Below are 22,729 nucleotides of genomic sequence, written 5' to 3'. Positions count from 1 at the left end.
AAGTGGATCCGGTTTTCCGCAAAGACAATGCGTCCGCTCAGACATGAGCATCGGAACGGATCCCAAAAGTGCATTCCACTTTTGGGTCCGATGCTGGTGCAAATCATATTCCTGCCCCAATCGCGCCGTGATGGAGCCGCACTGAATGCCGTTAATGCTCAAGTTGCCTCGACGGCCCGGCTCATTGAACGGCTTGGACACGTCAGCCCCCCAGCCCTCTGAGTCGCGCAGTGGGCCGGGCCACCATCGAGACACAGGGCTGCCTTCAAAGGCAGCCTTTTCTTTTGCTCAAAGGGCTTTGCGATGGTCCAGATCGCAAAGCCCTTTTTCTTTGCCGGTTAACGGGTTTTTAACTTTGCTCCCTCGTCATGGCCGGCCTTGTGCGGCCATTTCGATCTTATGAGATGTCGCGCTCTCCAGAAGCAATCACCGGCACGAGGCCGGTGATAACGCGAGAGGGTTGGAGCACCCTCAAAATCCCGACAGAACGAGCTTGCCCCGCGTGCGGTTGCTCTCGATGAGCGAATGAGCGCGCTTGAGATTGGCAGCGTTGATCGGCCCGACGACTTCGGCCAATGTCGTCCGGATCGTGCCTGCATCCACCAGGCGCGATGCCTCGTTCAGAATCTCGTGCTGTCGCTCCATGTCGGCGGTCTGGAACGTGGAGCGTGTGAACATGGATTCCCAATGAATCGACACGCTCTTCCCCTTCAGGAGGCTGATGTCGAGAGGTATCTTCGGATCGTCGATGAGGGCGAAACGCCCCTGCGGGGCAGCGGCTTTCGCGATTTCTGCGAAATGATTTTCTGTATGGGTGATCGAGAACACGAAGGCCGGCGCACCGATGCCCAATGCGTCAACCTGTGCGGCGAGCGGCTTGCTGTGATCGATGACATGATGAGCGCCGAGTTCCCGGACCCAGGCCTGCGTATCCGGCCGCGAGGCGGTCGCGATGATGGTCAGATCGGTCAGCTTGCGCGCGAGCTGGGTCGCGATGGAGCCGACGCCGCCCGCCGCGCCAACGATCAGGATGGCGTTGGCGGCACCCTTCACCGGACGCTTGACCTCCAGCCGGTCGAACAGGGTCTCCCAGGCGGTCAGGGTGGTCAGCGGAAGAGCTGCGGCTTCTTCGAAGCCGATGGATTTCGGCTTCGCGCCGACCAGCCGCTCGTCCACCACATGAAATTCCGCATTGGTGCCCTGCCGGGTGATCGCGCCGGCATAGAACACCTCGTCGCCTTCCTTGAACAGGGACGCGTCCCGTCCGGTCCCTCGGACGATCCCGGCCGCGTCGAAGCCCAGGACCTTCACGCCGCCCGGCTCGGGCTGCGCGCGCATGCGGACCTTCGTATCGACCGGATTGAGGGACACAGCCTTGATCTCGACGAGCAGGTCGCGCGGACCGGGCTCGGGGCGTGGCAGGTCGACATCGATGAGGGAATTGTCCTGCTCGATGGGAAGGGATTGCTGGTAACCGACTGCGCGCATGGCATGTCTCCTGTTGACGGAGCCATAGTTGAGCATAGTGTTGACGGCTGCAAGAACGCACAAAAACAGCCCATAGTGTCGAAAAGGATACCGTGATGCCGCAGAAGGCGCAGAGAATGCAGGGCTGCTCCGTCGAACGGACGATGAGCCTGATCGACGGCAAGTGGAAGATCATCGTGCTCTACAAGCTCCTGCGGGGGACCTTGCGCTTCAACGAATTGCGCCGGCTCATCCCGTCCATTACGCAGCGTATGCTTACCCATCAGTTGCGCGAGCTGGAGGCCGACGGCCTCATCGTGCGAACGGTCTATGCCCAGGTGCCGCCCCGGGTCGAATACACGCTCTCGGTGCGCGGCCGGTCGCTGGAGCCGGTGCTGATGGCCATGAAGGAATGGGGCGACGCAAATCTGTCGTCCGAGGTGGCGAAGGCAGCGTAAAGTGCCTGTGCGATGCAACAACTTTACCGTACTTTGTCAGTAACCTTATGCTTCTGTTGCGCAACCTGCCGCACTGTGGCAACGCTCCCGCAACCAGATATGTAAGAGGATGCGCGCATGAAGCTGGAAACCCCCACCAGCGGAAGCGAGTTGACGGCGGAAGCCGTCGCCGTGCTGGAAAAAGGCCATAAGGCCATTCCGCCAACCTTCGTGCGTGATCTGTACGGGCGCGTCCCGTCGGAGGATCTCGCGTCCTATTCGCCGAAGACCCTGGCGGATCTCGCTGCGGAAGCCTTCGAGCACCTGAAGGCCTCCCGCACGGCCGACGGGGCGGATATCCGCCTCTTCGATTTCGAGATCGAGCGCGAGGGCCGGCGCCAGGACGTGACGGTGCTGGAAATCGTCAACGACAACATGCCCTTCCTGCTCGATTCGACCCTCGCCGAGGTCGTGGACGAGGGCTACGAGCCGCTCCTCGTCGCCCACCCGATCCTGGCGGTGGAGCGGGATGCGGGCGGCGCCCTCGTGCGCCTCGTGGGCGAGGCGACGGCTGCTCTCCGGCTCGGCGTGAAGCGCGAGAGCTTCATCCACATCCACCTGCCGCGCCTCGATGATCCCGAGACCCGCACCCGCCTGATCGAGGCCATGCGCCTCGTCCACCGGGACGTCTCCGTCGCGGTCCACGATTGGCCGGGCATGCGCTCCCGCATCGCCGAGATCGTCCACAATTACCGCCTCAATCCTCCACCGCTGCCGGAGGACGAGGTGAAGGAAGCCATCGCGTTCCTCGACTGGATCTCGCGGGACAACTTCACGTTCTTAGGTCTGCGCGAATACCGACTGCCCTCGGACGACACGGCGGCCGATCCGGTCGAAGGCTCGGGCCTCGGCCTCCTGCGCGACCCATCCGTGCGCGTGCTGCGCCGCGGCCGCGAACTGGTTGCGATGACGCCGGAAATCCGCGCCTTCCTGGCGCGTCCGAAGGCGCTCATCATCACCAAGGCGAACGTGAAGTCGCGCGTCCATCGCCGGGCGCATCTCGACTATATCGGCGTCAAGCTGTTCGACGACAGCGGGCATCTGCGGGGTGAATTGCGCATCGTCGGCCTGTTCACGGCGAGCGCCTACACCAACACCACGGGCGAAGTGCCGTACCTGCGTCACAAGGTGGAGAAGATCGTCGCCCGCGCGGGCTTCGATCCGGCAAGCTATGCGGGCCGGGCGCTTCTCAACGTGCTCGAAAGCTATCCGCGCGACGAGCTGTTCCAGATCGACGAGGACACGCTCTATCACTTCGCCATCGAGATCATGAACCTGTCGGAGCGCCCGCGGGTGAGGGCGCTTGCGCGCGTGGACGAGTTCGACCGCTTCGTCTCGGTGCTCGTCTTCGTGCCGAAGGACCGCTACGACACCCAGGCGCGCCAGCGCATCGGCCAGTTCCTGGCGGGCATCTACGGGGGACGCGTCTCCGCGTCCTATCCGGATTATCCGGAGGGCCCGCTCGCCCGCACCCATTACATCATCGGCCGCGACGAGGGCGAGACGCCGGACGTGCCGCGGGAGGCCCTTGAGAAGGGCATCTCCGCCATCGTGCGCACCTGGAGCGATGCGCTGCGCGACGCGCTCGACGCCAGTGTCGGCGGCGCCCGCGCGCGAGCTCTGGCATCCCGCTACGGCGAAGCCTTCAGCGCGGCCTATCGCGAGGCCTTCGGGGCCGAGCAGGCGATTGCCGACATCGCTCTCCTGGAGCAGCTCTCGGAGGCCCGTCCCCGCGCCGTCGACCTCTATCGCCGCGAAGCCGACGACGAAACCCGCGTGAACCTGAAGCTGTTCTCGCTCAACATGTCGCTCCCGCTGTCGGAGCGCGTGCCGCTTCTGGAAAACCTCGGCTTCCGCGTCGTCAACGAGCGTACCTATCGGGTCGCCTTCTCGAGCACAGATCGCGTGTGGCTCCACGACATGACCCTGGAGCGCGCCTCAGGTGGCACGATCGAGATCGACGAGATCCGGTCTCTCGTCGAAGCGGCGCTGCTCGCGCTCTTCCGGGGGCTGGCGGAATCCGACGGCTACAACCGCCTCGTGCTCGAAGCCGGGCTCGGCTGGCGCGATGTCGCCATGGTGCGGGCTCTCGGCCGTTACCTGCGCCAGATCCAGGTCACCTATGCGCAGGATTACATCGCCGAGACGCTGGCGCGCCACGGCACGATCACGGCCGATCTCGTCAAGCTGTTCTATGCGCGCTTCGATCCGCGAAAAGGTGAAGGACGCGCAGCCGCCGAGGCCACGATCCGCGAGCGCATCGAAGACCAGCTGAAGGAGGTCACGAGCCTCGACGACGACCGGATTCTGCGCCGCTTCGTCAACCTGATCGAAGCCGCGATCCGCACCAACTTCTTCCAGCTCGAAGACAACGGCCTGCCGCGCCAGACCATCGCGTTCAAGTTCGAATGCGCCAAGGTCGACGGCTTAGCCCTGCCGAAACCGCTCTACGAGATCTTCGTCTATTCGCCCCGCGTCGAAGGAGTGCATCTGCGCTTCGGCAAGGTGGCGCGCGGAGGCCTGCGCTGGTCCGACCGGCCGCAGGATTTCCGCACGGAGGTGCTGGGCCTCGTCAAGGCGCAGCAGGTCAAGAACGCGGTCATCGTGCCCGTGGGCGCCAAGGGCGGCTTCGTGCCCAAGCACCTGCCGCCGGCAAGCGACCGGCAGGCCTGGCTGGCGGAAGGCACGGAAAGCTACCGCATCTTCGTGCGCACGCTCCTGCAGCTCACCGACAACATCGTCGGCGACAGCATCGTCCCGCCGCCCGATACCGTGCGGCACGACGGCGACGACCCCTATCTCGTGGTCGCGGCCGACAAGGGCACGGCCACCTTCTCCGACATCGCCAATGCGCTCTCCATCGAGAAAGGCCATTGGCTCGGCGATGCCTTCGCGTCCGGCGGCAGCCAGGGCTATGACCACAAGAAGATGGGCATCACGGCCCGCGGCGCCTGGGAGGCGGTGAAGCGCCACTTCCGCGAGATGGACATCGACATCCAGACCACCCCGGTGACGGTTGCGGGCGTGGGCGACATGTCGGGCGACGTGTTCGGCAACGGCATGCTGCTGTCGCGGGCGCTCAAGCTCGTAGCGGCCTTCGACCACCGTGACATCTTCATCGATCCGAACCCGGATCCGGAAGCCTCTTATCTGGAGCGCGAGCGGCTGTTCAATCTGCCCCGGTCGAGCTGGCAGGATTACGACAAGGCGCTGATCTCCCAAGGCGGCGGCGTGTTCCCGCGCAATGCGAAGTCGATCCCGCTCTCGGACGAAATGCGCACGCTCCTCGACATCGACAAGCCGCAGGCGACACCCGCCGAGGTGATGCACGCGATCTTGAAAAGTCGTGTCGACCTGCTCTGGTTCGGCGGCATCGGCACCTATATCCGCTCGTCCATCGAGACGGACGAGCAGGTGGGCGACCGCGCCAACGACGCGATCCGCATCACCGGGCCGGAGGTCCGCGCCAAGGTGATCGGCGAAGGCGCCAATCTCGGCGTCACGCAGCGCGGGCGCATCGAGGCGGCGCAGAGCGGCGTTCGCCTCAACACGGATGCCATCGACAATTCGGCCGGCGTCAACACCTCCGACGTGGAGGTGAACATCAAGATCGCGCTCACGACGCCCGAGCGCGACGGACGCCTCACGGAGGAACAGCGCAACACGCTGCTTGCCGACATGACCGAGGACGTCGCGGCTCTCGTGCTGCGCAACAACTACCTGCAGACGCTGGCCATCTCGCTCTCCGAGCAGCGCGGCGCCGCCGATCTCGGCTTCGCGCGCCGGCTCATGCACATGCTGGAGGCTCAGGGCCGCCTCAACCGGACGGTCGAGTATCTGCCCGACGACAACAACCTGACGGAGCGCGCCCGCCGGGGCGAGGCGCTCACCCGTCCGGAGCTCGCCGTGCTGCTCGCCTATGCCAAGCTCGCGCTGCACGACGAACTGCTCGAGAGCGCGGTGCCGGACGATCCCTATCTCGGCAAGGAGCTCGACCGCTATTTCCCGGCGGAAATGCGCGAGCGCTTCCCGGATGCGATTGCAACCCACCGCCTGCGCCGCGAGATCATCGCGACGCAGCTCGCCAACGCCATCATCAATCGGGGCGGCCCGACCATGGTGGCCCGCCTCGTGGACCAGACCGGCGCGGATGCGCCGACCATCGCGGCGGCCTATGCGGCCACCCGCGACTCCTTCGGCCTCGCGGAGATGAACGTCGCCATCGACGCTCTCGACGGAGTCGTGCCCGGCAAGATGCAGCTGCATCTCTACGGCGAGCTGCAGGATCTCCTGATGAACCGGATCGTCTGGTTCATCCGCAACGTGGATTTCGTGAACCATTCCCTCGACGAGATCATCGGCACTTATCGGGCCGGCATCGCCGAGGTGGAGCGCAGCCTCACCGTCACGCTCTCGCCCGAGGCACAGGAGGCGTGGAATGCGCGCACGAAGGTCCTGGTGGATGCAGGCACGCCGGAGGATCTGGCACGCCGCATCGCGGCGCTGCCCGACCTCGTGGCCGCGCCCGACATCGTGCAGACGGCGCAGAAGACCGGCAAGCCCGTCAGCGACATCGCCTGTACCCACTTCGCCCTCGAAGCGTCCTTCCGCCTCGGAGCGCTCATCGGGGCGGCACAGGAGATCACCGTCAGCGACTATTTCGATCGGCTGGCCCTCGACCGCGCCATCGACAGCATCGCCTATGCCCATCGCGGCCTCACGGCGGAGGTGGCGTCCCAGGACCTGTCCGGCGCCGAGGCCGTGCAGGCCTGGAGCGACAAGCGCGGCGCCGACGTCAACCGCATCCGCAGCGCGGTCGACGGCATCGTCTCTTCGGGCCTGACCCTGTCGAAGATCACCGTCGCGGCGAGCCTGCTCGGCGATCTCGCACGGATGAGCTGATCGTCACGGGGGCGAAGGCGGAGTGAGACAATTCCGTCATGGCCGGGCTCGTCCCGGCCATCTCGATACGGAGAAGCTCGGCGGCTCTCCGATCGAGATCACCGGCACGAGGCCGGTGATGGCGACGGGGGTTTGGCTCTGGGCGGAACAAACCCCTCTTACCATTCGTCTCAATCACACCAGCAGCCCGGGAGGTGTCGCATGCCCCGTCTGTTCACCGGCATCGAGGTCCCGGCCGAGATCGGCTTGGCCCTTTCGGGCTTTCGCGGCGGCCTTCCCGGCGCGCGCTGGATCGATCCAGAGAACTATCACCTCACCCTGCGATTCATCGGTGACATCGACGAGCGCATGGCGGACGACATCACGTCGATCCTGGGCGAAAGGCGCCAGCGCGCTCCTCTCACCATCACCATCGACGGGCTAGACACCTTCGGGGGCGGGAAACCCCGCGCAGTCTTCGCCCGCGTCGCCGGCAACGGCGAGCTGAACGAGGTGCAGGCGGAGCAGGAACGTCTCGTGCGCCAAGTCGGCCTGCCGCCCGAGACGCGCAGGTTCACCCCGCACGTGACTCTGGCGCGGCTTCGCAACGTATCGCCGCTCGCCGTGGCCGACTACATTGCGACCCGGGGCCATTTCCCGAAACTGACCTTCGTGGCCGACCGCTTCGTCCTGTACTCCTCGCGCAGTTCCGTGGGCGGCGGGCCGTACATCGTCGAGGCTGCCTACCCCTTAAGCTAGTGGTCGAAATCTGACGCTTGGTACCCGTCGCGAGGGTCACCTACCGACCGAGCCTGCGCGTACAACATACGTGTCAGGTGCGTTCACCTCGCGCGGGGGAAGCGAACGTTCCAAACGGCCGGCGCGTTCGATAACCCTTGCTCGGCGTTTTGATCGAGCTTGGTTAGAAAATGAGCGTTTCAACAGTGAGCCGGATGACAACGCGCCGCGCGCTGTATCAGTCAAATTGTCGCAACTGCAACTTATAAAGAGTTCTGCAGGGCACGAAGTCCGGCGCCAGGAATTATGCGGTTGGCGCTTCATGACACGAAGCCGATTGGCAGCCGGCAGACACTCGCGAAGATCAGAACAGGAGAGCAGAATGACAAAGTTCGCGCTGTACGTTCCGCTTGAAGCCAAGCCCGGCAAGGAGAAAGAGGTCGCGGACTTCCTGCGGTCGGCGGTTCCTTTGGTGAACGCCGAACCCGGAACGATCTCGTGGTATGCGATTCAGGAAGGACCTTCCTCTTTCGCCATATTCGATACCTTCGATGACGAGGCTGGACGCGACGCGCATCTCAACGGAAAGGTCGCAGCCGCGTTGATGGAGAAGATCACGGCAGGCGACATGTTCGCCAAGACACCAGAAATTCATAAGTTGAGTATTATCGCGGACAAATCGGCGAAGTAGACAATCTGGGCGATCTCTCCGGTAGCGACTGTCATACGTGGGTAGCGCGCATGCGCTACGGCATGTCTGGTGTTGGCCCAGGCTGGGTTTACTCAAAGCACGCTGGTCGCGGCGAACTATTTGTACAAGCTCGTGCCTCTAGCGCTCGGACGGAAAAGTGGATCCGGTTTTCCGCACGATGCTCTAGCTCGACGGTAACGGCAGATTCTGTTACTTCTCGCTTATGGCTTCGCTCATCTTCATCACCCATCCCGAGGTGGTCATCGACCCCGCCCGGCCCGTTCCCGAATGGCCCCTGAACGCGACCGGCCGCGCCCGTATGGAGCGTTTCGCCGGGCTGCTTGCGGACCGGGACGTGTCCGCCGTTTATTCCAGCACCGAGCGCAAGGCGATGGACGGGGCCGCCATTGTGGCGGAGGCCCTCGGCCTGTCCTACGACACGGATGAGGATCTGGGCGAGAACGATCGTTCCGCGACCGGCTACATCGCACCGCCGGAATTCTGGGACGTCGTGCGCGAGTTCTTCGGCCGCCCGCACGAGAGCATCCGCGGATGGGAGCGCGCCGTCGACGCGCAGACCCGCATCGTGAACGCCATCCGCCGGATCCTGCGCGAAGACGAGACCTCCGACGACATCGTCGTCGTCTCCCACGGGGGCGTCGGATGCCTGCTGACAGCGCATTTGCAGAAGGTCGAGATCGGCCAGGAAAGCCGCCCTCAGCATCCGGGCGGCGGCTGCTTCATCGTCATCGACCGCGATTCGTTCACGCTGACCCAGAATTGGCGCGCCATCGAGGAGGGGTTCGGGGATTGAGTAAAACTCTGACTGTCATTCCGGGGCGCCGCAGGCGAACCCGGAACCTATAGCCGCTGACAGTGTAAGAAGCGTCGTAACGCTGCTCACCGCTTCTGGCGCGTCGTGTTTATGGGTTCCGGGTTCCGCTCCGCGGCCCCGGAATGACAACGGTGCGTTTCACGCTTGCATCCTGCCGGCCTTGGGACTAGCCCCTGGGCGACACCCAGGACTGAAGCAATTCCATGATCTCCCCCCGCATCGCGCAACTGGCGCCCGGCATCGTTCTGTGCGCGGCCGTCGCGCTTGCGGCCATGGGCCTGCAATGGCTCGAGGAGCATTGGACCGGGCGGCCCTGGCTCGAGGCACTCGTCATTGCGATCCTCATCGGCACTGTCGTGCGAACCTTCTGGACACCGGACAGACGCTGGGCTCCCGGCATCGGCTTTTCCGCCAAGACCCTGCTCGAAGTCGCCGTGATGCTGCTCGGTGCCTCGATCAGCTTTCAGGCCGTGCTCGATGCCGGTTTCGGGCTTATCGCCGGCATCGCCGTCGTGGTGGCGCTCGCCATCGGGGCGAGCTACGGGCTCGGCCGATGGCTCGGGCTGCCCCGGCGCATGGCGATCCTGGTCGCCTGCGGCAATTCCATCTGCGGCAACTCGGCGATTGCCGCCGTGGCGCCGGTCATCGGCGCGAAGCCGGAGGATGTCGCGTCCTCCATTGCGTTCACGGCCGTCCTCGGTGTGATCGTCGTGCTCACCCTGCCCCTGCTGGTGCCCATGCTCGGCCTGTCTGCGACCCAATACGGCGTGCTGGCGGGCCTGACAGTCTACGCGGTGCCGCAGGTGCTGGCCGCGACCATGCCGGTCGGCCTCGTCAGCACGCAGCTCGGAACCCTGGTGAAGCTCGTGCGCGTGCTGATGCTGGGACCGGTGGTGATCGCGCTCTCCCTCGTGGCGGGACGTACCACGCAGGACGCCAGACCGGGCCTGAGCTGGAGCCGGCTCGTTCCCTGGTTCATCGTCGGTTTCCTGGGACTGGCGCTCATGCGCTCCGTCGGCCTCGTGCCGGATGCGATCCTGCGGGCCATCGTGCCGACGGCAACGCTGCTCACCGTCGTTTCCATGGCCGCGCTGGGCCTCGGCGTGGATCTCAAGGTGCTCCGAACCGTCGGCGCGCGGGTGACGCTGGCGGTCACGCTCTCGCTCCTGGTGCTGCTCGCGATCAGCCTGGGTCTGATCCGGCTTCTGGGGATCGCATAAGGACTTGAAACGTCGCGCCCGTGCTTCATCACTAAAGACACTCTTTCCTGACGATGAAGTGCGCAGATGCCCCGCCTGACCGAATCAGAACGTTCCGAACTCCTGCCGGCTCTCGACGGATGGACGCTCGTCGAAGGACGCGACGCGATCACCAAGCGGTTCGTCTTCCGTGACTTCAACGCGGCCTTCGGCTGGATGACCCGCGTGGCGCTCGTGGCCGAAGCCATGAACCATCATCCGGAATGGTCGAACACCTACAACAGGGTCGAGGTGACGCTCGCCACCCATGACGCCAAGGGCCTGACGCGCCGCGACATCGAACTGGCGCAGCGCATGGACCAGATCGCCGTAGGCATGGTGAAGGGATAGGCCATGATCGAGACGCGCATCCGTACGGGAGGCTGTGCCTGCGGGCAGCTGACCTTCACGACGCGCGGCGAGCCGAAGCGCGTGGGGCTCTGCCATTGCATGACCTGCCGCAAGATCAGCGGCTCACCTTTCAGCGCCTTTGTGATCTTCGCCACCGATCAGGTCACGATCTCAGGCGACTTCCGGGGCTGGTCCGCGACGCCGAACGTCGAGGATTGCTTCTGCCCGGTCTGCGGCTCGCAGGTCTTCGACCGGGATTCGGGCAGCGAAATCGAAATCAGGCTCGGCGCCTTCGACGAACCCAATCTCTTCACGCCGACCTATGAGGCCTGGGCGAAGCGCCGCGAGCACTGGCTTCGCACCCCGGATCTGATCAGCTATCCGGAGAACCGGGGCGAGAGAACCTCATAAGGTCATTTCGGCTGCATGCGCAAAGCGCCGTCGAGGCGGATGCCTTCGCCGTTGAGCATGTCGTTCTCGATGATGGCCTTCACCAGGGTCGCATATTCCTCCGGCCGTCCGAGACGGGAGGGGAACGGCACGTTGGCCTCCAGCGCCTTGCGGTAATCCTCCGCGATGCCCTCGAAGAGAGGCGTGTGGAACAGGCCCGGCATGATCGTCATCACCCGGATGCCGAAACCCGACAGGTCGCGGGCGACGGGAAGCGTCAGCCCCAGGACGCCGCCCTTGGAAGCGGCATAGGCCGCCTGCCCGATCTGGCCGTCCTGGGCGGCCACCGACGAGGTGTTGACGATGACGCCGCGCCCGCCGTCGGGCGTGACCGGATCGAGCCCGGCCATGGCTGTGGCGCATTTGGCGATCATCGCATAGGTGCCGATCAGGTTGATCTCGACCGCGCGGCGGAAGCTCGCCACGTCGTGGGAAATCAGCTCGCCGGTCTCGCGCTTCTTCGTGACCGTGCGCCGGCCCGGTGCGATGCCCGCGCAGTTGACGAGAATGCGCTCGATGCCGTTCGCGGCGCGCGCGGTGGCGAGCGCCGAATCGATGGAGAGCTCGTCGGTCACGTCCGCCTTGCAGAACACCGCGCCGATCTCGCGGGCAACCTCTTCGCCGCGCTCGGCGTTCATATCGAGAATGGCGACCTTCGCGCCGTTCGCGGCGAGCATGCGTGCGGTCGCCTCGCCGAGACCGGACGCCCCTCCGGTGACGATTGCCGCCATCAATTTGTCGAGCTTCATGGCTTTTCTCCCTGCATCCGGAGACGTCTTAAGCTATCCTCGACGCAACGGGAACGCACACGATTGTAAGGAGCACAGGATATGAGCGCACCCTTCATGAAGCCTTTCACCAAGGCCGAGATGGAGGCCATACGCCAGGAGACCCGGGACGAGGAGGGCCTGAAACGCCGATTCTGGCAGAAGCTGAAGCGGGTTGCCGGCAAGATCCCCTTCGCCGAGGACCTCGTGGCTGCCTTCTACTGCGCCACCGACCCGTCGACCCCGCGCCGGGTGAAGCTGATTCTCGTCGGGGCGATCGCCTATTTCGTCTTCCCTGCGGACGCGATTTCCGACTTCCTGCCGCTGCTGGGCTTTGCCGATGACGCAGCTGTTCTGGCTGCGGCGATCACGCAAGTGGCTGGTTCCATTACGGAAGAACACAGGGAAAAGGCGCGGGAGGCCTTGAAGGATACATCGGAGCAAGCTTAGCTCATCTGCGTTAGGACCATATTCCAAACAAAGAATATTGACTTATTGCAATGTTATTATAGTTAGTTTATAAAGATCTTGTTGCGTTGAAGTCATTTTCCATCTCCTGGCATTTGAAAGACGAATAAGCTTTATTCGTACACCTCAGGGTCGCTTCGGCGACCCTTTTTTATTGGGCTCCTGTTCAGCTGAAAGCGCCATTCTTGCTCCGCCGCCACGTTTCGACGCATCGCCAATCCCCTGGCACAGCCTTAACGGAGATGGTGAAAAGTTCTTAACCATCCGCCTGTATGGTCCGCCCCATGATTACTGCATCTTTCCAGCGCGGCATCGCCGCGGGCATCCTTTCCGCCTTGTTCGTCATCGGAACTGGGCCTGCAGCTCTGGCTCAGCCCCAGCGTGGACAGCAATCGACACGACCGGCTCCGGCGAAGCCGGCCGCCAAGCCTGCCCCGGCAGCCAAGACCAGTCCGGCAAAACCTGCCGCCGCAGCGGCCGCCGGAGCAGCCGCGGGTGCGGGTGCCGCGAAGGCAACGCAGGCCGCCACGGGGCCGGGCGGCGCCTCGCTCCTCACGTCCTACGGCGACTGGGGCGTCTATACGGCCCAGACCGGCCGCTCGAAGATCTGCTATGCCCTCAGCCAGCCCAAGGACCGGCTGCCGAAGAACGTGAACCGGGATCCGGCCTATCTCTTCGTCTCGTTCCGACCGGCGGAGAACGTGAAGAACGAGGTCGCCCTGGTGCTCGGCTTCGCGGCCAAGGAGAACGGCCCGGCGGAAGCCGCCGTGGGCAATGCCTCCTATGCCCTGATCACCAAGGCGACGAATGCCTGGCTCAAGAACCCCGCCGAGGAAGGCCAGGCCATCGCCACCATGGCGAGAAGCGGAACCGTGACCGTGAAGATGCAATCCGCCCGTGGCTCGAGCCTGACCGACCGCTACTCCCTGAACGGCTTCGGCAAGGCTCTGGAGCACGCCCGCAAGGAGTGCGCGTCCTAACGTGACCCTAAGCTCTACCTACGTCATCACCGGCCTTGTGCCGGTGATCTCGATTGGTTGAAGCGCCGAGCCTGTCCAACCGGGATGGCCGGCACGAGACCGGCCATGACGTGAGAGGGTGTCATCGGCCGGACGCTCAAGGTAAGGGGCCGAATGCACGATGCGCGGTTGAAAAGTGACAGCTGGATGAGCATCTTCCGAGCCTCGCGCCCGGAATTTTGCTTTTTGAAGCTCACCTTTCCGACGCAATCGTGTTATAAGGCTCGCTAATTCCCAACAACGAGGCACGAGATTTCCCATGGCGACGGTGCTCGACATCGCCAAGCGCAACCCCAATGCGGCTCCCGTAGCCGTGAGCGATGCCGCGCGCGCGGCCGGGTTCATCGAAAAGACCGCGGAGCTGAACGTGGTGGCGGGAGCCGCCCCCGGCGGCGCTTCGCTCGTCGGTCTCACCCGCGATCAGCTCAAGGATTCGCTCAGCGCCATCGGCGTGCCCGAGCGCGAGCTGAAGATGCGCGTCGCCCAGCTCTGGCACTGGATCTATTTCCGGGGCGCCAAAGACTTTGCCGAGATGACGAATGTGGGCAAGGAGCTGCGCGCCAAGCTGGCCGCCGCCTATACGCTCGCCCGCCCGCAGGTGGTGTCGGAGCAGGTGTCGAAGGACGGCACCCGCAAGTGGCTCATCCGCATGCCCTCCACCGGCCCGCTCGACAAGGGCGCGGAGATCGAGTGCGTGTACATCCCGGAAGTCGACCGCGGCACGCTCTGCGTATCGAGCCAGGTCGGCTGCACGCTCACCTGCTCCTTCTGCCACACCGGCACCCAGCGCCTCGTGCGCAACCTGACCTCGGCCGAGATCGTGGCCCAGCTCATCGTGGCCCGCGATTCCATCGGCGACTGGCCGGACGCCACGCCGCCGGAAGGGGCCTTCGTTCCCACCGACGGCGGACGCTTCGTGTCCAACATCGTGTTCATGGGCATGGGCGAACCGCTCTACAACATCGGCGACGTGATCGCCGCCATCGACGTCATGTCGGACGGCGAGGGCCTGACCCTGTCGCGCCGCCGCATCACCGTGTCCACCTCCGGCGTCGTGCCGCAGATGGAGCGGCTGGGCGCGGAAGCCAACACCATGCTCGCCATCTCGCTCCATGCGGTGCGGGACGAGCTGCGCGACGAACTGGTGCCGATCAACCGCAAGTACGACATCAAGCAGCTGCTCGATGCCTGCCGCGCCTATCCCGGACTGTCGAACGCTCGCCGCATCACTTTTGAGTACGTGATGCTCAAAGGCGTGAACGACTCGGATGCGGACGCCCGCGAGCTCGTGCGCCTGCTCAAGGGCATTCCGGCGAAGATCAACCTGATCCCGTTCAATCCCTGGCCCGGCTCGAAATACGAGTGCTCGGACTGGGAGCGGATCGAGCGCTTCTCCGAGATTGTGTACCGGGCCGGCTACGCCTCGCCGGTGCGCACCCCCCGGGGCCGCGACATCCTCGCCGCCTGCGGCCAGCTCAAGAGCGAGACGGAAAAACTGCGCGCCCGCGCCCGCATGATGGCCGAACAGGGCATCGGGGCGGAAGGCGTCTACGCGGTGGGGAACGGGGAGTAGTCTCCGAGACCACTCCCTCTCACGTGTCATGGCCGGGCCTGTCCCGGCCATCCCGATACGGTGAGGTGCTGCGCCTCAATCAATCGGGATCACCGGCACAAGGCCGGTGATGACAGGAAGAGTATCGGAAGCTCGCTTGGTACTCTAAGCATTGTCCCGCACGGCCTGTGCGCGTTTGCCCGCCTGCGAGACGCGTCCGACATCCATCGGATTGACGATCCGGTCGCGGCGGCTGCTCGTGTTCTTGCGCATGCCACTCCGCACTGTCCTGCCCGAATCGGGTCGCGCCGATGTCTCCATACCCTGACGCAGGGCGAGTGCCCGATGGGCATTGGCGCGTAGCTCTTCCGCTTTCCGATGCGTGCGCTCGCTGTTGATGCGAGTCAGCGCCTCGGCCAGGATGCGCGCCTTCCGGCGGTTGCCGGCATCCTGTTTCTCAAAAGCAGTCGTCTGCCGCCCCTTGCCGCGAACCTCACGGCGCTGGCGATGGGCGATGTCCCGCGCCCGGTCGCGCCGCTCCCGCAGGCGTTGGGTCAAATCCTTGAGCGCCGCGTCCTCCAGCTTGCCCAGCACGGGATAACGAGTCTGCTCGACGAGGGTGTATTCCTCGTCGCTCATGAGTCGCCGCTCGTCCAGCTTCGACGTCGCCATGGCGTCCATCTCCTCCATGCGTGCCCGCCGCCCGGGTTTTCAAGTAGTGCGTTTTAGTCTGGCGAACAGCACGCGCATGATGGCCAGTGTCTCCGGCAGACACCTGAGAGCGCTCGCCCTATAACCACCCCATGATCCGCTGGCTTATCCTCATCCCCTTCGCGCTTCTCATCGCCATCGGCGCGAGCGGCACCTTCTTCCTCATCGCCAGCGTCGTCGATCCGGTCATGGCGATGCTGACCGGCGACACGGTCTTCGTCGGCTTCTGGTCCCTGCTGGATGCGGTGTTCTCGGCGGAAGATCCTGGGCCCATCGTGGCGGACGCGTTCCTGGCCGTGGGCCGGATCGTGTTCACGCTGCTCGTCTTCCCGCCGCTGTTCGTCGCTGTGATCAGCGAGGTGCTGGGGATGCGCAGCCTCGTCTGGTACGCGCTCGCCACCGGCATCCTGACGGCGGCCGTGCCTTGGATCCTGCGAGGCGCCGCGCGGGTCGGCTCGCCGGCGGAGCTGCATGTAAGCCTCATCCTCGGCCTCACCGGCGCGGTTGCCGGCTTCGTTTACTGGGCCATCGCCGGACGCGACGGGGGAGGGCGCGACGCCGCACCTTCCCTTCCCCCTGCCGCGAAGGAGTGAGAGAAGGCGCGACGACGTATGTCCGCGCCATGGCCGTCCCCGGACTTGATCCGGGGATGTACATCCACGTCTGTCGAGCACCCCCACAGCCCTCATCCTGAGGAGGTCACGTCAGTGACCGTCTCGAAGGACGAGGGCGTCTCCCGAGCGCACTGGAGGATCCTTCGAGACGCAGCTACGCTGCTCCTCAGGATGAGGTCAGAGGATTGCACAACGTTATGTTCTCACTTTGTTCTTGACAGCGGGCTCAAGCTCGGCTATATCATTGCCCATTCCCGCCCGCCGAGGGGCGCGCTTCGCGAGGCGTCACGAGTGTCGGGGCAGGGAGCGGGCCTGCCCGCCGGTCACGCAGCCGGCGGACAGGAGGCCCTTGGTGCCTGTGGGCTGCCAAGTCGAAACGCCTAAAAATCCCGCGTGCGAGGCGCCGTCCGGCTCTTCCACTCAACCCTAGCATCGAGCCGGCGGCCTCTCGCACCTCCCTCGAGCCCTGCAGGCTCGCAGCGCAAGCTGCGGGCCCACAGGTGCTGGCTCTTTGACAGCGACAGCAGAAGGCCGCAGCGCTACCGCGCCGATGCCGTCAGGATCTTGATGGCGAAGGCCGAGAACAGGCCGGCGAAGGAATAATCGATCCCCCGCATCAGCTTTGGGTGCCCGCGCAGGAGCGCGACCACCTTGTCGGCGCCGAGGATCAGGAGCGCGCCCATGGGGGCCGTCAGCACGATGAAGTAGAGGCCGAGGAACAACAGCTTGTCGGCCGCGTGCGGATCGGCCGAATCGACGAATTGCGGCAGGAAGGTCACGAAGAACAGGACGACCTTCGGGTTCGTGAGGTTGATTCCCACGCCCATGAAGAAGGTCTTCCAGAACGGGATCTCCGCCGGACCTTCGTCCTTCACATGCAGCGCCGAACCGTTGCGCACCGCATCGAACGCCATCCAGAGCAGGTAAAGGGCTCCGACGATCTTCAATACCGTGAAGGCCGTAACGGAAGCCGCCAGCAGGGCCGAGAGGCCGAGCGCCGCCAGCAGCGTATGCACGCCGCATCCCGTCATCGCGCCCAGCATCGAGGCCATGCCGGCCCTGCGCCCTCCGGCCATGGTCTTCGCCAGGAACAGGCTCATGTCCGGCCCCGGCGTGATGAAGAGCAGGATCGCCGCGAGGGTATAGGTGAGCAGGGTACTGACGTCGGGCAGGAAGGTCATGGGACGAATCCGGACGGTGAAGCGGCCGAATCATGCCTCAATCCCGTGTGCACGGCCACCGAAAAGCCGCTTGTTGAAAACCTGCCTGTGCTCCATCTGTTGATTCCGGCAAAGGTTCGTGGAACCGAATCGCGAGAAGGACAGACATGAAGGCCTTGCTTTTACCCACCCGGATCCGCGTCGCCCTCACGGGCATGCTTCTGGCGTTCGGGCTGTCCGCCTGCGGGATCAACAATGTTCCGACCCTGCAGGAGCAGGCCAAGGCCGCCTGGAGCGAGGTGCAGAACCAGTACCAGCGCCGGGCCGACCTGATCCCCAACTTGGTCGAGACCGTAAAGGGCTTCGCCCAGCAGGAGCGGGAGGTGCTGACCCAGGTGACGGAAGCTCGGGCGAAGGCCACGCAGATCCATGTCGACGCCTCCACGGTCACGGACCCGGAGAAGTTCCGGCAATTCCAGGAAGCCCAGAACCAGCTCTCCGGTGCCCTCGGCCGCCTGCTCGCCACCGTCGAGCGCTACCCGGAGCTGAAATCGAACGCGAATTTCCTGGCCCTGCAGTCCCAGCTCGAAGGCACGGAGAACCGCATCGCCGTGGCGCGGCGCGACTACATTGCGACCGTCCAGGCCTACAACACGGAGCTGCGCACCATCCCGGGCCGCTGGATCGCCGCGATCGTCTACCCCGATGCCAAGCCCATGGAGACGTTCACCGCCACGGCCGGCTCCGACCGTCCGCCCGAGGTGAAGTTCTAAGCGGATGATGCCTGCACCACGCGTCCCCTCCCCCTTGTGGGGAGGGTCAGTGTGGGGGTGCCGGCGCCGGACCTTGATGGGCGCCCGCCTGCACCCCCCTCTCCAACTCTCCCCCACAAGGGGGGAGAGGGTTTCGGCGTTTATCGTTGCTGTCGTCGCGACCTTCCTCCTTCTCTCCGCCCTCCCCGCTCTCGCCCAGACCTTTCCGCCTCTCACCGGCCGGGTGGTCGATGCGGCGGGGCTCCTGAAGCCCGATGAGCGGTCGGCCCTCGAAGCCAAGCTGAAGGCCCACGAGGACAAGACAACCGACCAGGTGGTCGTCGCCACATTGCGCTCTCTCGAGGGTTACCCAGTCGAGGACTATGCCAACCGTCTGTTCCGGCATTGGCAGCTCGGGCAGAAGAAGAACAACAACGGGGTCCTGCTTCTGGTCGCGCCGCAGGAGCGCAAGGTGCGCATCGAGGTCGGCTACGGCCTGGAGGGCGCCCTGACGGACGCGCTCTCCAAGGTCATCATCACGACCGCCATCGCGCCCCAGTTCCAGAAGGGCAATTTCGCCGGCGGCATCGATGCGGGCGTCGATGCCATCCTGTCGATCCTCACCGGCGATGCCGAGGAATGGCACCGCAGGGCCGAGGTCCGCGAGGACAACACCGCAGGCATCGACCCCTTCGTCGCCTTCGTCATCCTCGTGATCCTGTTCTTCCTGATCTCGCGGATGATGGGCGCGGGCCGTGCGGGCGGGATCCGGCGGGGGCGCCGTGGCCCCTGGATCGTCACGCCAGGTGGATGGTCGGGCGGAAGCGGATGGTCCGGCGGCGGTGGAGGCTGGTCCGGCGGAGGCGGGTTCTCGGGAGGAGGCGGATCGTCGGGCGGCGGCGGCGCTTCGGGGAGCTGGTAGATGATTTCACCCGACGATCAGGCGCGTCTCGCGCAGGCGATCAGCGACGTGGAGGATGATACCTCCGGGGAGGTTGTCCTCGTGCTGGCCGAGCAGGCCGGCCATTACCGCGAGATCCCGCTTCTCTGGAGCCTTCTTGCAGCCTTGATCACACCCTGGCCGCTGATCTGGCTCACGTCGATCAGCACGTCGCGGATCTTCCTGGTCCAGCTCGCAGTGGCGCTCGCTCTGAGCCTCCTCCTCTCCTGGCCCAAGCTCCGCTATGCCCTGGTGCCGCGCTCCATCAAGCGCACGCAAGGCCACGAGGCCGCCTCGCGCGAGTTCCTGCGGCGGGGGCTCACCCGCACCCGGGAGAAGACCGGCGTGCTGATCTACCTGGCGCTCGCCGAGCATCACGCGGAGATCCTGGCCGACACCGGCATCTCGGACCGGGTCGACGAGGAAATCTGGGCCGACATCGTCGCGGACCTGACCGATGCGATCGTTGAAGGACGCATGACGGAAGGGCTCCTCGATGCCATCCGGCGCACAGGCGCGATCCTGGCGGAACACGCGCCTCCGCGCCTCGACGACGTGGACGAGCTGCCGAACAAGGTCGTTATCTTGCCTTGATTAGAACCCAGGCCCCTTCGCGGCCCCCAGGATGACGCCGGGCCGGGCCGTATCGGTGCTCTGCAGCAGCACCACATAGGCGTCTCCGCCGCTGCGCGCGGTTTCGACCGGCACTTCGAACCGGGCCGAGCCGCCGAGCCACTCGCCGACGCGGTTCAGGCCACGCACCACATTGGCATAGGTGATGGTCTTGCCCCGGTTCTCGCCGCGTTCGATCGGCACCGTCTGTGCCTTCAGGACGGGCAGGACCCACAACTCGGCCACCCGCTGCGCCGTGTCGGGGGTCTCGTCGACGGTGATCGTGACCCGGCCGTTCTGCTCATTGACGGTGACGCTCACGGGAAGGGCCTTGCGGCCCTTCGAGGTCGCCTGAATGGCCTTCTCGATCTGGTCCCGGTCGGAGCCGATGCAGGATTTCTTGCCATTGACGATCATCTGGGGCGTGAAGACCTGCCGGTCGCTCCGGGAATGGGCATAGGCCTTCTGGCGCTCCGTGAAGGCCACATGCGCGAGCGTGTCCTTCCAGCCGAGATAATCCCAGTAATTCACAGGCAGGGACAGGGCGATGATGTCCGGCTGGCGGGAATACTCGACCAGGAGCTCGTCCGCTGGCGGGCAGGAGGAGCAGCCCTGGCTCGTGAACAGCTCCACGACCGCGCGCGGCGGATCCGCCAGAGCAGGTTGAAGGAGAGCGGCCAGGCCGAAGGCTGCCAAAGTCAGTGTCAAACGGGACGCCATGGTGCCGCTATCGAACACGAAATCGACGTTAAGGGAAACTCACGTTACGTTGAGCGGGACCGGAACCCGCCAGCGGCGGTGCATCCACAGCCATTGCTCGGGATATTCCCTCACCCATTCCTCCACCACGGCCGTCATGGCCTGCATGGCGCCCTGCACGTTGATCTGCCCGTCGGGATCGCGGGGCAGGTCGAGCGGCGGCGTGAGCTGCAGGCGGAAGCGGTGGTTGGGGAGCCGAATGACCCGGACGCCATGGACCGGGCAGTCGAAGCGGCGCGCGAACTTGCCGAGGATGGGGTTCACCAGCGTCGGGCGGCCCATGAAGTTCACGATCACGCCGCGGGTGAAATGCTGATCGATCAGCATGCCGAGATGGCCGCCCTTCTCCAGGGCGCCCTGCATGGCGAAGGCCGCGCCCTGGCGGGCCGCCTCCAGGTTGCCCATGGTCTCGCTGCGGATCTCGTGCAGCACGCGGGCGATGGCCGGATCGTTGGGCGCGCGGAACACCGCCGTGGTGTCGAGCCCGAAACGCGCTGCGCAGATGGCGGGCAGCTCCCAATTGGCGAGATGGGCCGAAAAGATGATCCCGGGCTTGCCGTCGTCCCTCAAGGAGAGGAAGTGATCGATGCCGTCGACCTCGGTGCGGCCGGGCACCGTGCTGTCCGGGTCGAAATCGAACAGACGGCCGAGATGCGGATATTCGCCCCCCGTGCGGCCGAGATTGTCCCACGCCGAAAGGGCCAGGGCCTTCACCTCGGCCTCGGACTTCTCCGGATAGGCTGCGCGGATATTGGCGAGCGCCGTCCTGTGTGCCCGCAACAGTGGACCGAAGGTGCGGGTAAGCGCGGCGCCCACGGCGCCCGAGCGCTCCGGGCCCAACAGCCGCGAGAAGGCAAAGACGCCGCGCACGACGCCGACCATGACCGTTCCGATGAGACGCGAGACAAGGTTGCGGGAGCGGTGGGGCTGGTGCACGTCGTTTCGATTCCTGGCACGAAGATCCGGCGAGAAGCCGGTGCATCAAAAAGAAAAGGCCCCGCGTCTTTTCGCGGGGAGCCCGTTTCGTCAAGATCTGTAATGGCGCTGCCGGTTGTACCAGAGGCCGCACCTACGTCAGAATGTCACGATCACCTTGCCGAAAACCTTCCGGCCCTCGAGCCGCTCCAGGCCTTTCTGGAACTCGTCGAGGGGAAAGACGGCGTCGATGACGGGTGTCATGCCGCCGGCCATCTTCTCCAGCGACTGTGCGATGTTCTCGATGCGGCAGCCGAAGGAGCCGAAGATCCGGTATTGCTGCTGGAAGAGCTGCATCAGGTTCATGGTGGTGGACACGCCGGAGGTCGAGCCGCAGGTCACGAGGCGTCCGCCGCGCTTGAGACAGAGCAGCGAGCCGTTCCAGGTCTCGGCGCCCACATGCTCGAACACCACGTCGACGCCCTTGCGCTTGGTGAGGCGGCGCACCTCGCCCTCGAAGCGCTCGGTCCGGTAATTGATGACATAATCGGCGCCGAGCGCTTTCGCCTTCTCGCCCTTCTCGTCGTCGCCGACCGTCGTGTAGACCGTGCAGCCGATGGCCTTGGCCATCTTGATCGCCGCCGTGCCGATGCCGGAACCGCCCGCATGGACGAGGATCGACTCGCCCGGCTCCAGCTTGGCGTTGTCGAAAAGCATGTGCTGGACGGTGCCGAAGCCGATCGGCGCGCAAGCCGCCTGCTCGAAGGAAACGCCCTGCGGAACGGGAATGACAAGCCGCTCGGGCCGGTTGATCAGCTCACGGGCAAACCCATCGATATGGAAGCCCATGATGCCGGCGACGTTCTCGCACAGATTGTCCCAGCCCTTCCGGCAGGCGGGGCAATGGCCGCAGGTCTCGGCCCCGTACATGGTCACCGGATCGCCCGCCTTGAACCGGGTCACGCCCTCGCCCACCGCGGCGATCTCGCCGGAGGCCTCGACGCCCACGGCCTGCGGCATCTTGCGCTTGGCAAACGCCATGCCGCGAAAGCCCCAGACATCGAGAAAGTTGAGAGCGAGCGCCTTGACCCGCACCTGCACCTCCCCGGGAGCCGGGGGCGGAGGCGCCTCCATCTCGGTGATGCGAAGGTCACGGTCGCCGAAGAGCTGAAGGGAGCGCATGGGTCGAAATCCTTGTCGTCGTCACTTCCGGTCTTGTTCCGGGCTCCACCGCTTACGGAGCAAAGACGTGAATGACGGGAGAAACTGGTTGCGGCGGCTTAAAGGGCGGCGGAGCGGATGGCAAGTTCCG

At 65.1% G+C, this 22,729-nt stretch carries 22 protein-coding genes; 15 read left to right on the top strand and 7 right to left on the bottom strand.

The features are described from left to right. Nucleotides 1-471 precede the first annotated feature (471 nt). Nucleotides 472-1,488 (bottom strand): zinc-binding alcohol dehydrogenase family protein, encoded by a 1,017-nt coding sequence (locus DDF70_RS07735; RefSeq protein ID WP_114944283.1) that lies wholly within the window; start codon nt 1,486-1,488, stop codon nt 472-474. A 95-nt stretch (nt 1,489-1,583) separates the two neighbouring features. Here DDF70_RS07735 and DDF70_RS07730 point away from each other — a divergent pair, with 95 nt between their 5' ends. The 8 genes from DDF70_RS07730 (at nt 1,584) to DDF70_RS07695 (ending at nt 11,109) form a co-directional block, all read left to right on the top strand. Continuing rightward, on the top strand, nt 1,584-1,925 hold the full coding sequence (locus tag DDF70_RS07730) for a winged helix-turn-helix transcriptional regulator (RefSeq protein ID WP_114944282.1): 342 nt from the start codon (nt 1,584-1,586) through the stop codon (nt 1,923-1,925). A 117-nt stretch (nt 1,926-2,042) separates the two neighbouring features. Beyond that, on the top strand, nt 2,043-6,866 hold the full coding sequence (locus DDF70_RS07725; protein ID WP_114944281.1) for an NAD-glutamate dehydrogenase: 4,824 nt from the start codon (nt 2,043-2,045) through the stop codon (nt 6,864-6,866). Nucleotides 6,867-7,067: 201 nt separating this feature from the next. Then, complete coding sequence (gene thpR / locus DDF70_RS07720; protein ID WP_114944280.1) at nt 7,068-7,604, top strand: RNA 2',3'-cyclic phosphodiesterase; 537 nt, start codon at nt 7,068-7,070, stop codon at nt 7,602-7,604. 361 nt (nt 7,605-7,965) lie between these two features. Further along, complete coding sequence (locus tag DDF70_RS07715; RefSeq protein WP_114944279.1) at nt 7,966-8,274, top strand: putative quinol monooxygenase; 309 nt, start codon at nt 7,966-7,968, stop codon at nt 8,272-8,274. A 223-nt stretch (nt 8,275-8,497) separates the two neighbouring features. After that, on the top strand, nt 8,498-9,088 hold the full coding sequence (locus DDF70_RS07710; RefSeq protein WP_114944278.1) for a histidine phosphatase family protein: 591 nt from the start codon (nt 8,498-8,500) through the stop codon (nt 9,086-9,088). A 224-nt stretch (nt 9,089-9,312) separates the two neighbouring features. Beyond that, complete coding sequence (locus DDF70_RS07705; protein WP_114944277.1) at nt 9,313-10,329, top strand: YeiH family protein; 1,017 nt, start codon at nt 9,313-9,315, stop codon at nt 10,327-10,329. 66 nt (nt 10,330-10,395) lie between these two features. Then, nucleotides 10,396-10,698, top strand: coding sequence for a 4a-hydroxytetrahydrobiopterin dehydratase (locus tag DDF70_RS07700; protein ID WP_114944276.1), 303 nt, complete (start codon nt 10,396-10,398; stop codon nt 10,696-10,698). A 3-nt stretch (nt 10,699-10,701) separates the two neighbouring features. After that, nucleotides 10,702-11,109 carry a GFA family protein gene (locus DDF70_RS07695; protein WP_114944275.1) on the top strand — a complete coding sequence of 136 codons (408 nt, stop codon included), beginning with the start codon at nt 10,702-10,704 and terminating at the stop codon, nt 11,107-11,109. 2 nt (nt 11,110-11,111) lie between these two features. Here the strand turns inward: DDF70_RS07695 and DDF70_RS07690 are convergent, their stop codons facing one another. Further along, on the bottom strand, nt 11,112-11,897 hold the full coding sequence (locus DDF70_RS07690) for an SDR family NAD(P)-dependent oxidoreductase (RefSeq protein WP_114944274.1): 786 nt from the start codon (nt 11,895-11,897) through the stop codon (nt 11,112-11,114). Nucleotides 11,898-12,017: 120 nt separating this feature from the next. Here DDF70_RS07690 and DDF70_RS07685 point away from each other — a divergent pair, with 120 nt between their 5' ends. The 3 genes from DDF70_RS07685 to rlmN all read left to right on the top strand — a co-directional run bounded on the left by DDF70_RS07685 (nt 12,018) and on the right by rlmN (nt 14,975). Continuing rightward, complete coding sequence (locus tag DDF70_RS07685; protein WP_425374061.1) at nt 12,018-12,365, top strand: YkvA family protein; 348 nt, start codon at nt 12,018-12,020, stop codon at nt 12,363-12,365. A 302-nt stretch (nt 12,366-12,667) separates the two neighbouring features. Continuing rightward, complete coding sequence (locus tag DDF70_RS07680; protein WP_205772405.1) at nt 12,668-13,363, top strand: hypothetical protein; 696 nt, start codon at nt 12,668-12,670, stop codon at nt 13,361-13,363. Between the two features lie 298 nt (nt 13,364-13,661). Then, on the top strand, nt 13,662-14,975 hold the full coding sequence (rlmN, locus tag DDF70_RS07675; protein ID WP_245435403.1) for a dual-specificity RNA methyltransferase RlmN: 1,314 nt from the start codon (nt 13,662-13,664) through the stop codon (nt 14,973-14,975). Between the two features lie 144 nt (nt 14,976-15,119). On the opposite strand, the gene DDF70_RS07670 is transcribed toward rlmN, so the two are convergent. Further along, complete coding sequence (locus DDF70_RS07670; protein WP_162820249.1) at nt 15,120-15,626, bottom strand: hypothetical protein; 507 nt, start codon at nt 15,624-15,626, stop codon at nt 15,120-15,122. Nucleotides 15,627-15,757: 131 nt separating this feature from the next. Here DDF70_RS07670 and DDF70_RS07665 point away from each other — a divergent pair, with 131 nt between their 5' ends. After that, nucleotides 15,758-16,258, top strand: a complete 501-nt coding sequence (locus DDF70_RS07665; protein WP_114944272.1) for a hypothetical protein — start codon at nt 15,758-15,760, stop codon at nt 16,256-16,258. A gap of 560 nt (nt 16,259-16,818) precedes the next feature. Here DDF70_RS07665 and DDF70_RS07660 read toward each other — a convergent pair. After that, nucleotides 16,819-17,460: a LysE family translocator gene (locus DDF70_RS07660; protein WP_114944271.1), complete on the bottom strand. Its 642-nt coding sequence runs from the start codon at nt 17,458-17,460 to the stop codon at nt 16,819-16,821. A 146-nt stretch (nt 17,461-17,606) separates the two neighbouring features. Between DDF70_RS07660 and DDF70_RS07655 the strand changes: the two genes are divergently transcribed. The 3 genes from DDF70_RS07655 (at nt 17,607) to DDF70_RS07645 (ending at nt 19,725) form a co-directional block, all read left to right on the top strand. Next, entirely contained in the window at nt 17,607-18,212 is a 606-nt protein-coding gene (locus DDF70_RS07655; RefSeq protein WP_114944270.1) for a LemA family protein, read from the top strand. A 76-nt stretch (nt 18,213-18,288) separates the two neighbouring features. Continuing rightward, nucleotides 18,289-19,113, top strand: a complete 825-nt coding sequence (locus tag DDF70_RS07650; protein ID WP_245435402.1) for a TPM domain-containing protein — start codon at nt 18,289-18,291, stop codon at nt 19,111-19,113. Then, nucleotides 19,114-19,725: a TPM domain-containing protein gene (locus DDF70_RS07645; RefSeq protein ID WP_114944269.1), complete on the top strand. Its 612-nt coding sequence runs from the start codon at nt 19,114-19,116 to the stop codon at nt 19,723-19,725. On the opposite strand, the gene DDF70_RS07640 is transcribed toward DDF70_RS07645, so the two are convergent. The 3 genes from DDF70_RS07640 to DDF70_RS07630 form a co-directional block, all read right to left on the bottom strand. Next, nucleotides 19,726-20,463, bottom strand: a complete 738-nt coding sequence (locus DDF70_RS07640; RefSeq protein ID WP_170316043.1) for a DUF1223 domain-containing protein — start codon at nt 20,461-20,463, stop codon at nt 19,726-19,728. Nucleotides 20,464-20,502: 39 nt separating this feature from the next. Then, entirely contained in the window at nt 20,503-21,438 is a 936-nt protein-coding gene (locus DDF70_RS07635; protein WP_281024345.1) for a lipid A biosynthesis lauroyl acyltransferase, read from the bottom strand. Nucleotides 21,439-21,576: 138 nt separating this feature from the next. Then, nucleotides 21,577-22,599 carry a zinc-binding dehydrogenase gene (locus DDF70_RS07630; RefSeq protein ID WP_114944267.1) on the bottom strand — a complete coding sequence of 341 codons (1,023 nt, stop codon included), beginning with the start codon at nt 22,597-22,599 and terminating at the stop codon, nt 21,577-21,579. Nucleotides 22,600-22,729 lie beyond the last annotated feature (130 nt).

This window comes from Microvirga calopogonii, from assembly GCF_003347665.1.
GTDB classification, from domain to species: Bacteria; Pseudomonadota; Alphaproteobacteria; order Rhizobiales; family Beijerinckiaceae; genus Microvirga; species Microvirga calopogonii.
This window is presented reverse-complemented; position numbering and strand designations above follow the sequence as displayed.

Excerpts from the sequence above, each read along its gene's own strand:
- DDF70_RS07680 (WP_205772405.1), top strand. The coding sequence starts at position 12,668 with ATGATTACTGCATCTTTCCAGCGCGGCATCGCCGCGGGCATCCTTTCC.
- DDF70_RS07725 (WP_114944281.1), top strand. The coding sequence starts at position 2,043 with ATGAAGCTGGAAACCCCCACCAGCGGAAGCGAGTTGACGGCGGAAGCC.
- DDF70_RS07665 (WP_114944272.1), top strand. The coding sequence starts at position 15,758 with ATGATCCGCTGGCTTATCCTCATCCCCTTCGCGCTTCTCATCGCCATC.
- DDF70_RS07650 (WP_245435402.1), top strand. The coding sequence starts at position 18,289 with ATGGGCGCCCGCCTGCACCCCCCTCTCCAACTCTCCCCCACAAGGGGG.
- DDF70_RS07690 (WP_114944274.1), bottom strand. The coding sequence starts at position 11,897 with ATGAAGCTCGACAAATTGATGGCGGCAATCGTCACCGGAGGGGCGTCC.
- DDF70_RS07660 (WP_114944271.1), bottom strand. The coding sequence starts at position 17,460 with ATGACCTTCCTGCCCGACGTCAGTACCCTGCTCACCTATACCCTCGCG.
- rlmN (WP_245435403.1), top strand. The coding sequence starts at position 13,662 with ATGGCGACGGTGCTCGACATCGCCAAGCGCAACCCCAATGCGGCTCCC.
- DDF70_RS07705 (WP_114944277.1), top strand. The coding sequence starts at position 9,313 with ATGATCTCCCCCCGCATCGCGCAACTGGCGCCCGGCATCGTTCTGTGC.
- DDF70_RS07710 (WP_114944278.1), top strand. The coding sequence starts at position 8,498 with ATGGCTTCGCTCATCTTCATCACCCATCCCGAGGTGGTCATCGACCCC.
- DDF70_RS07700 (WP_114944276.1), top strand. The coding sequence starts at position 10,396 with ATGCCCCGCCTGACCGAATCAGAACGTTCCGAACTCCTGCCGGCTCTC.
- thpR (WP_114944280.1), top strand. The coding sequence starts at position 7,068 with ATGCCCCGTCTGTTCACCGGCATCGAGGTCCCGGCCGAGATCGGCTTG.
- DDF70_RS07645 (WP_114944269.1), top strand. The coding sequence starts at position 19,114 with ATGATTTCACCCGACGATCAGGCGCGTCTCGCGCAGGCGATCAGCGAC.
- DDF70_RS07715 (WP_114944279.1), top strand. The coding sequence starts at position 7,966 with ATGACAAAGTTCGCGCTGTACGTTCCGCTTGAAGCCAAGCCCGGCAAG.
- DDF70_RS07685 (WP_425374061.1), top strand. The coding sequence starts at position 12,018 with ATGGAGGCCATACGCCAGGAGACCCGGGACGAGGAGGGCCTGAAACGC.
- DDF70_RS07730 (WP_114944282.1), top strand. The coding sequence starts at position 1,584 with ATGCCGCAGAAGGCGCAGAGAATGCAGGGCTGCTCCGTCGAACGGACG.
- DDF70_RS07735 (WP_114944283.1), bottom strand. The coding sequence starts at position 1,488 with ATGCGCGCAGTCGGTTACCAGCAATCCCTTCCCATCGAGCAGGACAAT.
- DDF70_RS07655 (WP_114944270.1), top strand. The coding sequence starts at position 17,607 with ATGAAGGCCTTGCTTTTACCCACCCGGATCCGCGTCGCCCTCACGGGC.
- DDF70_RS07670 (WP_162820249.1), bottom strand. The coding sequence starts at position 15,626 with ATGGCGACGTCGAAGCTGGACGAGCGGCGACTCATGAGCGACGAGGAA.
- DDF70_RS07695 (WP_114944275.1), top strand. The coding sequence starts at position 10,702 with ATGATCGAGACGCGCATCCGTACGGGAGGCTGTGCCTGCGGGCAGCTG.
- DDF70_RS07630 (WP_114944267.1), bottom strand. The coding sequence starts at position 22,599 with ATGCGCTCCCTTCAGCTCTTCGGCGACCGTGACCTTCGCATCACCGAG.
- DDF70_RS07640 (WP_170316043.1), bottom strand. The coding sequence starts at position 20,463 with ATGGCGTCCCGTTTGACACTGACTTTGGCAGCCTTCGGCCTGGCCGCT.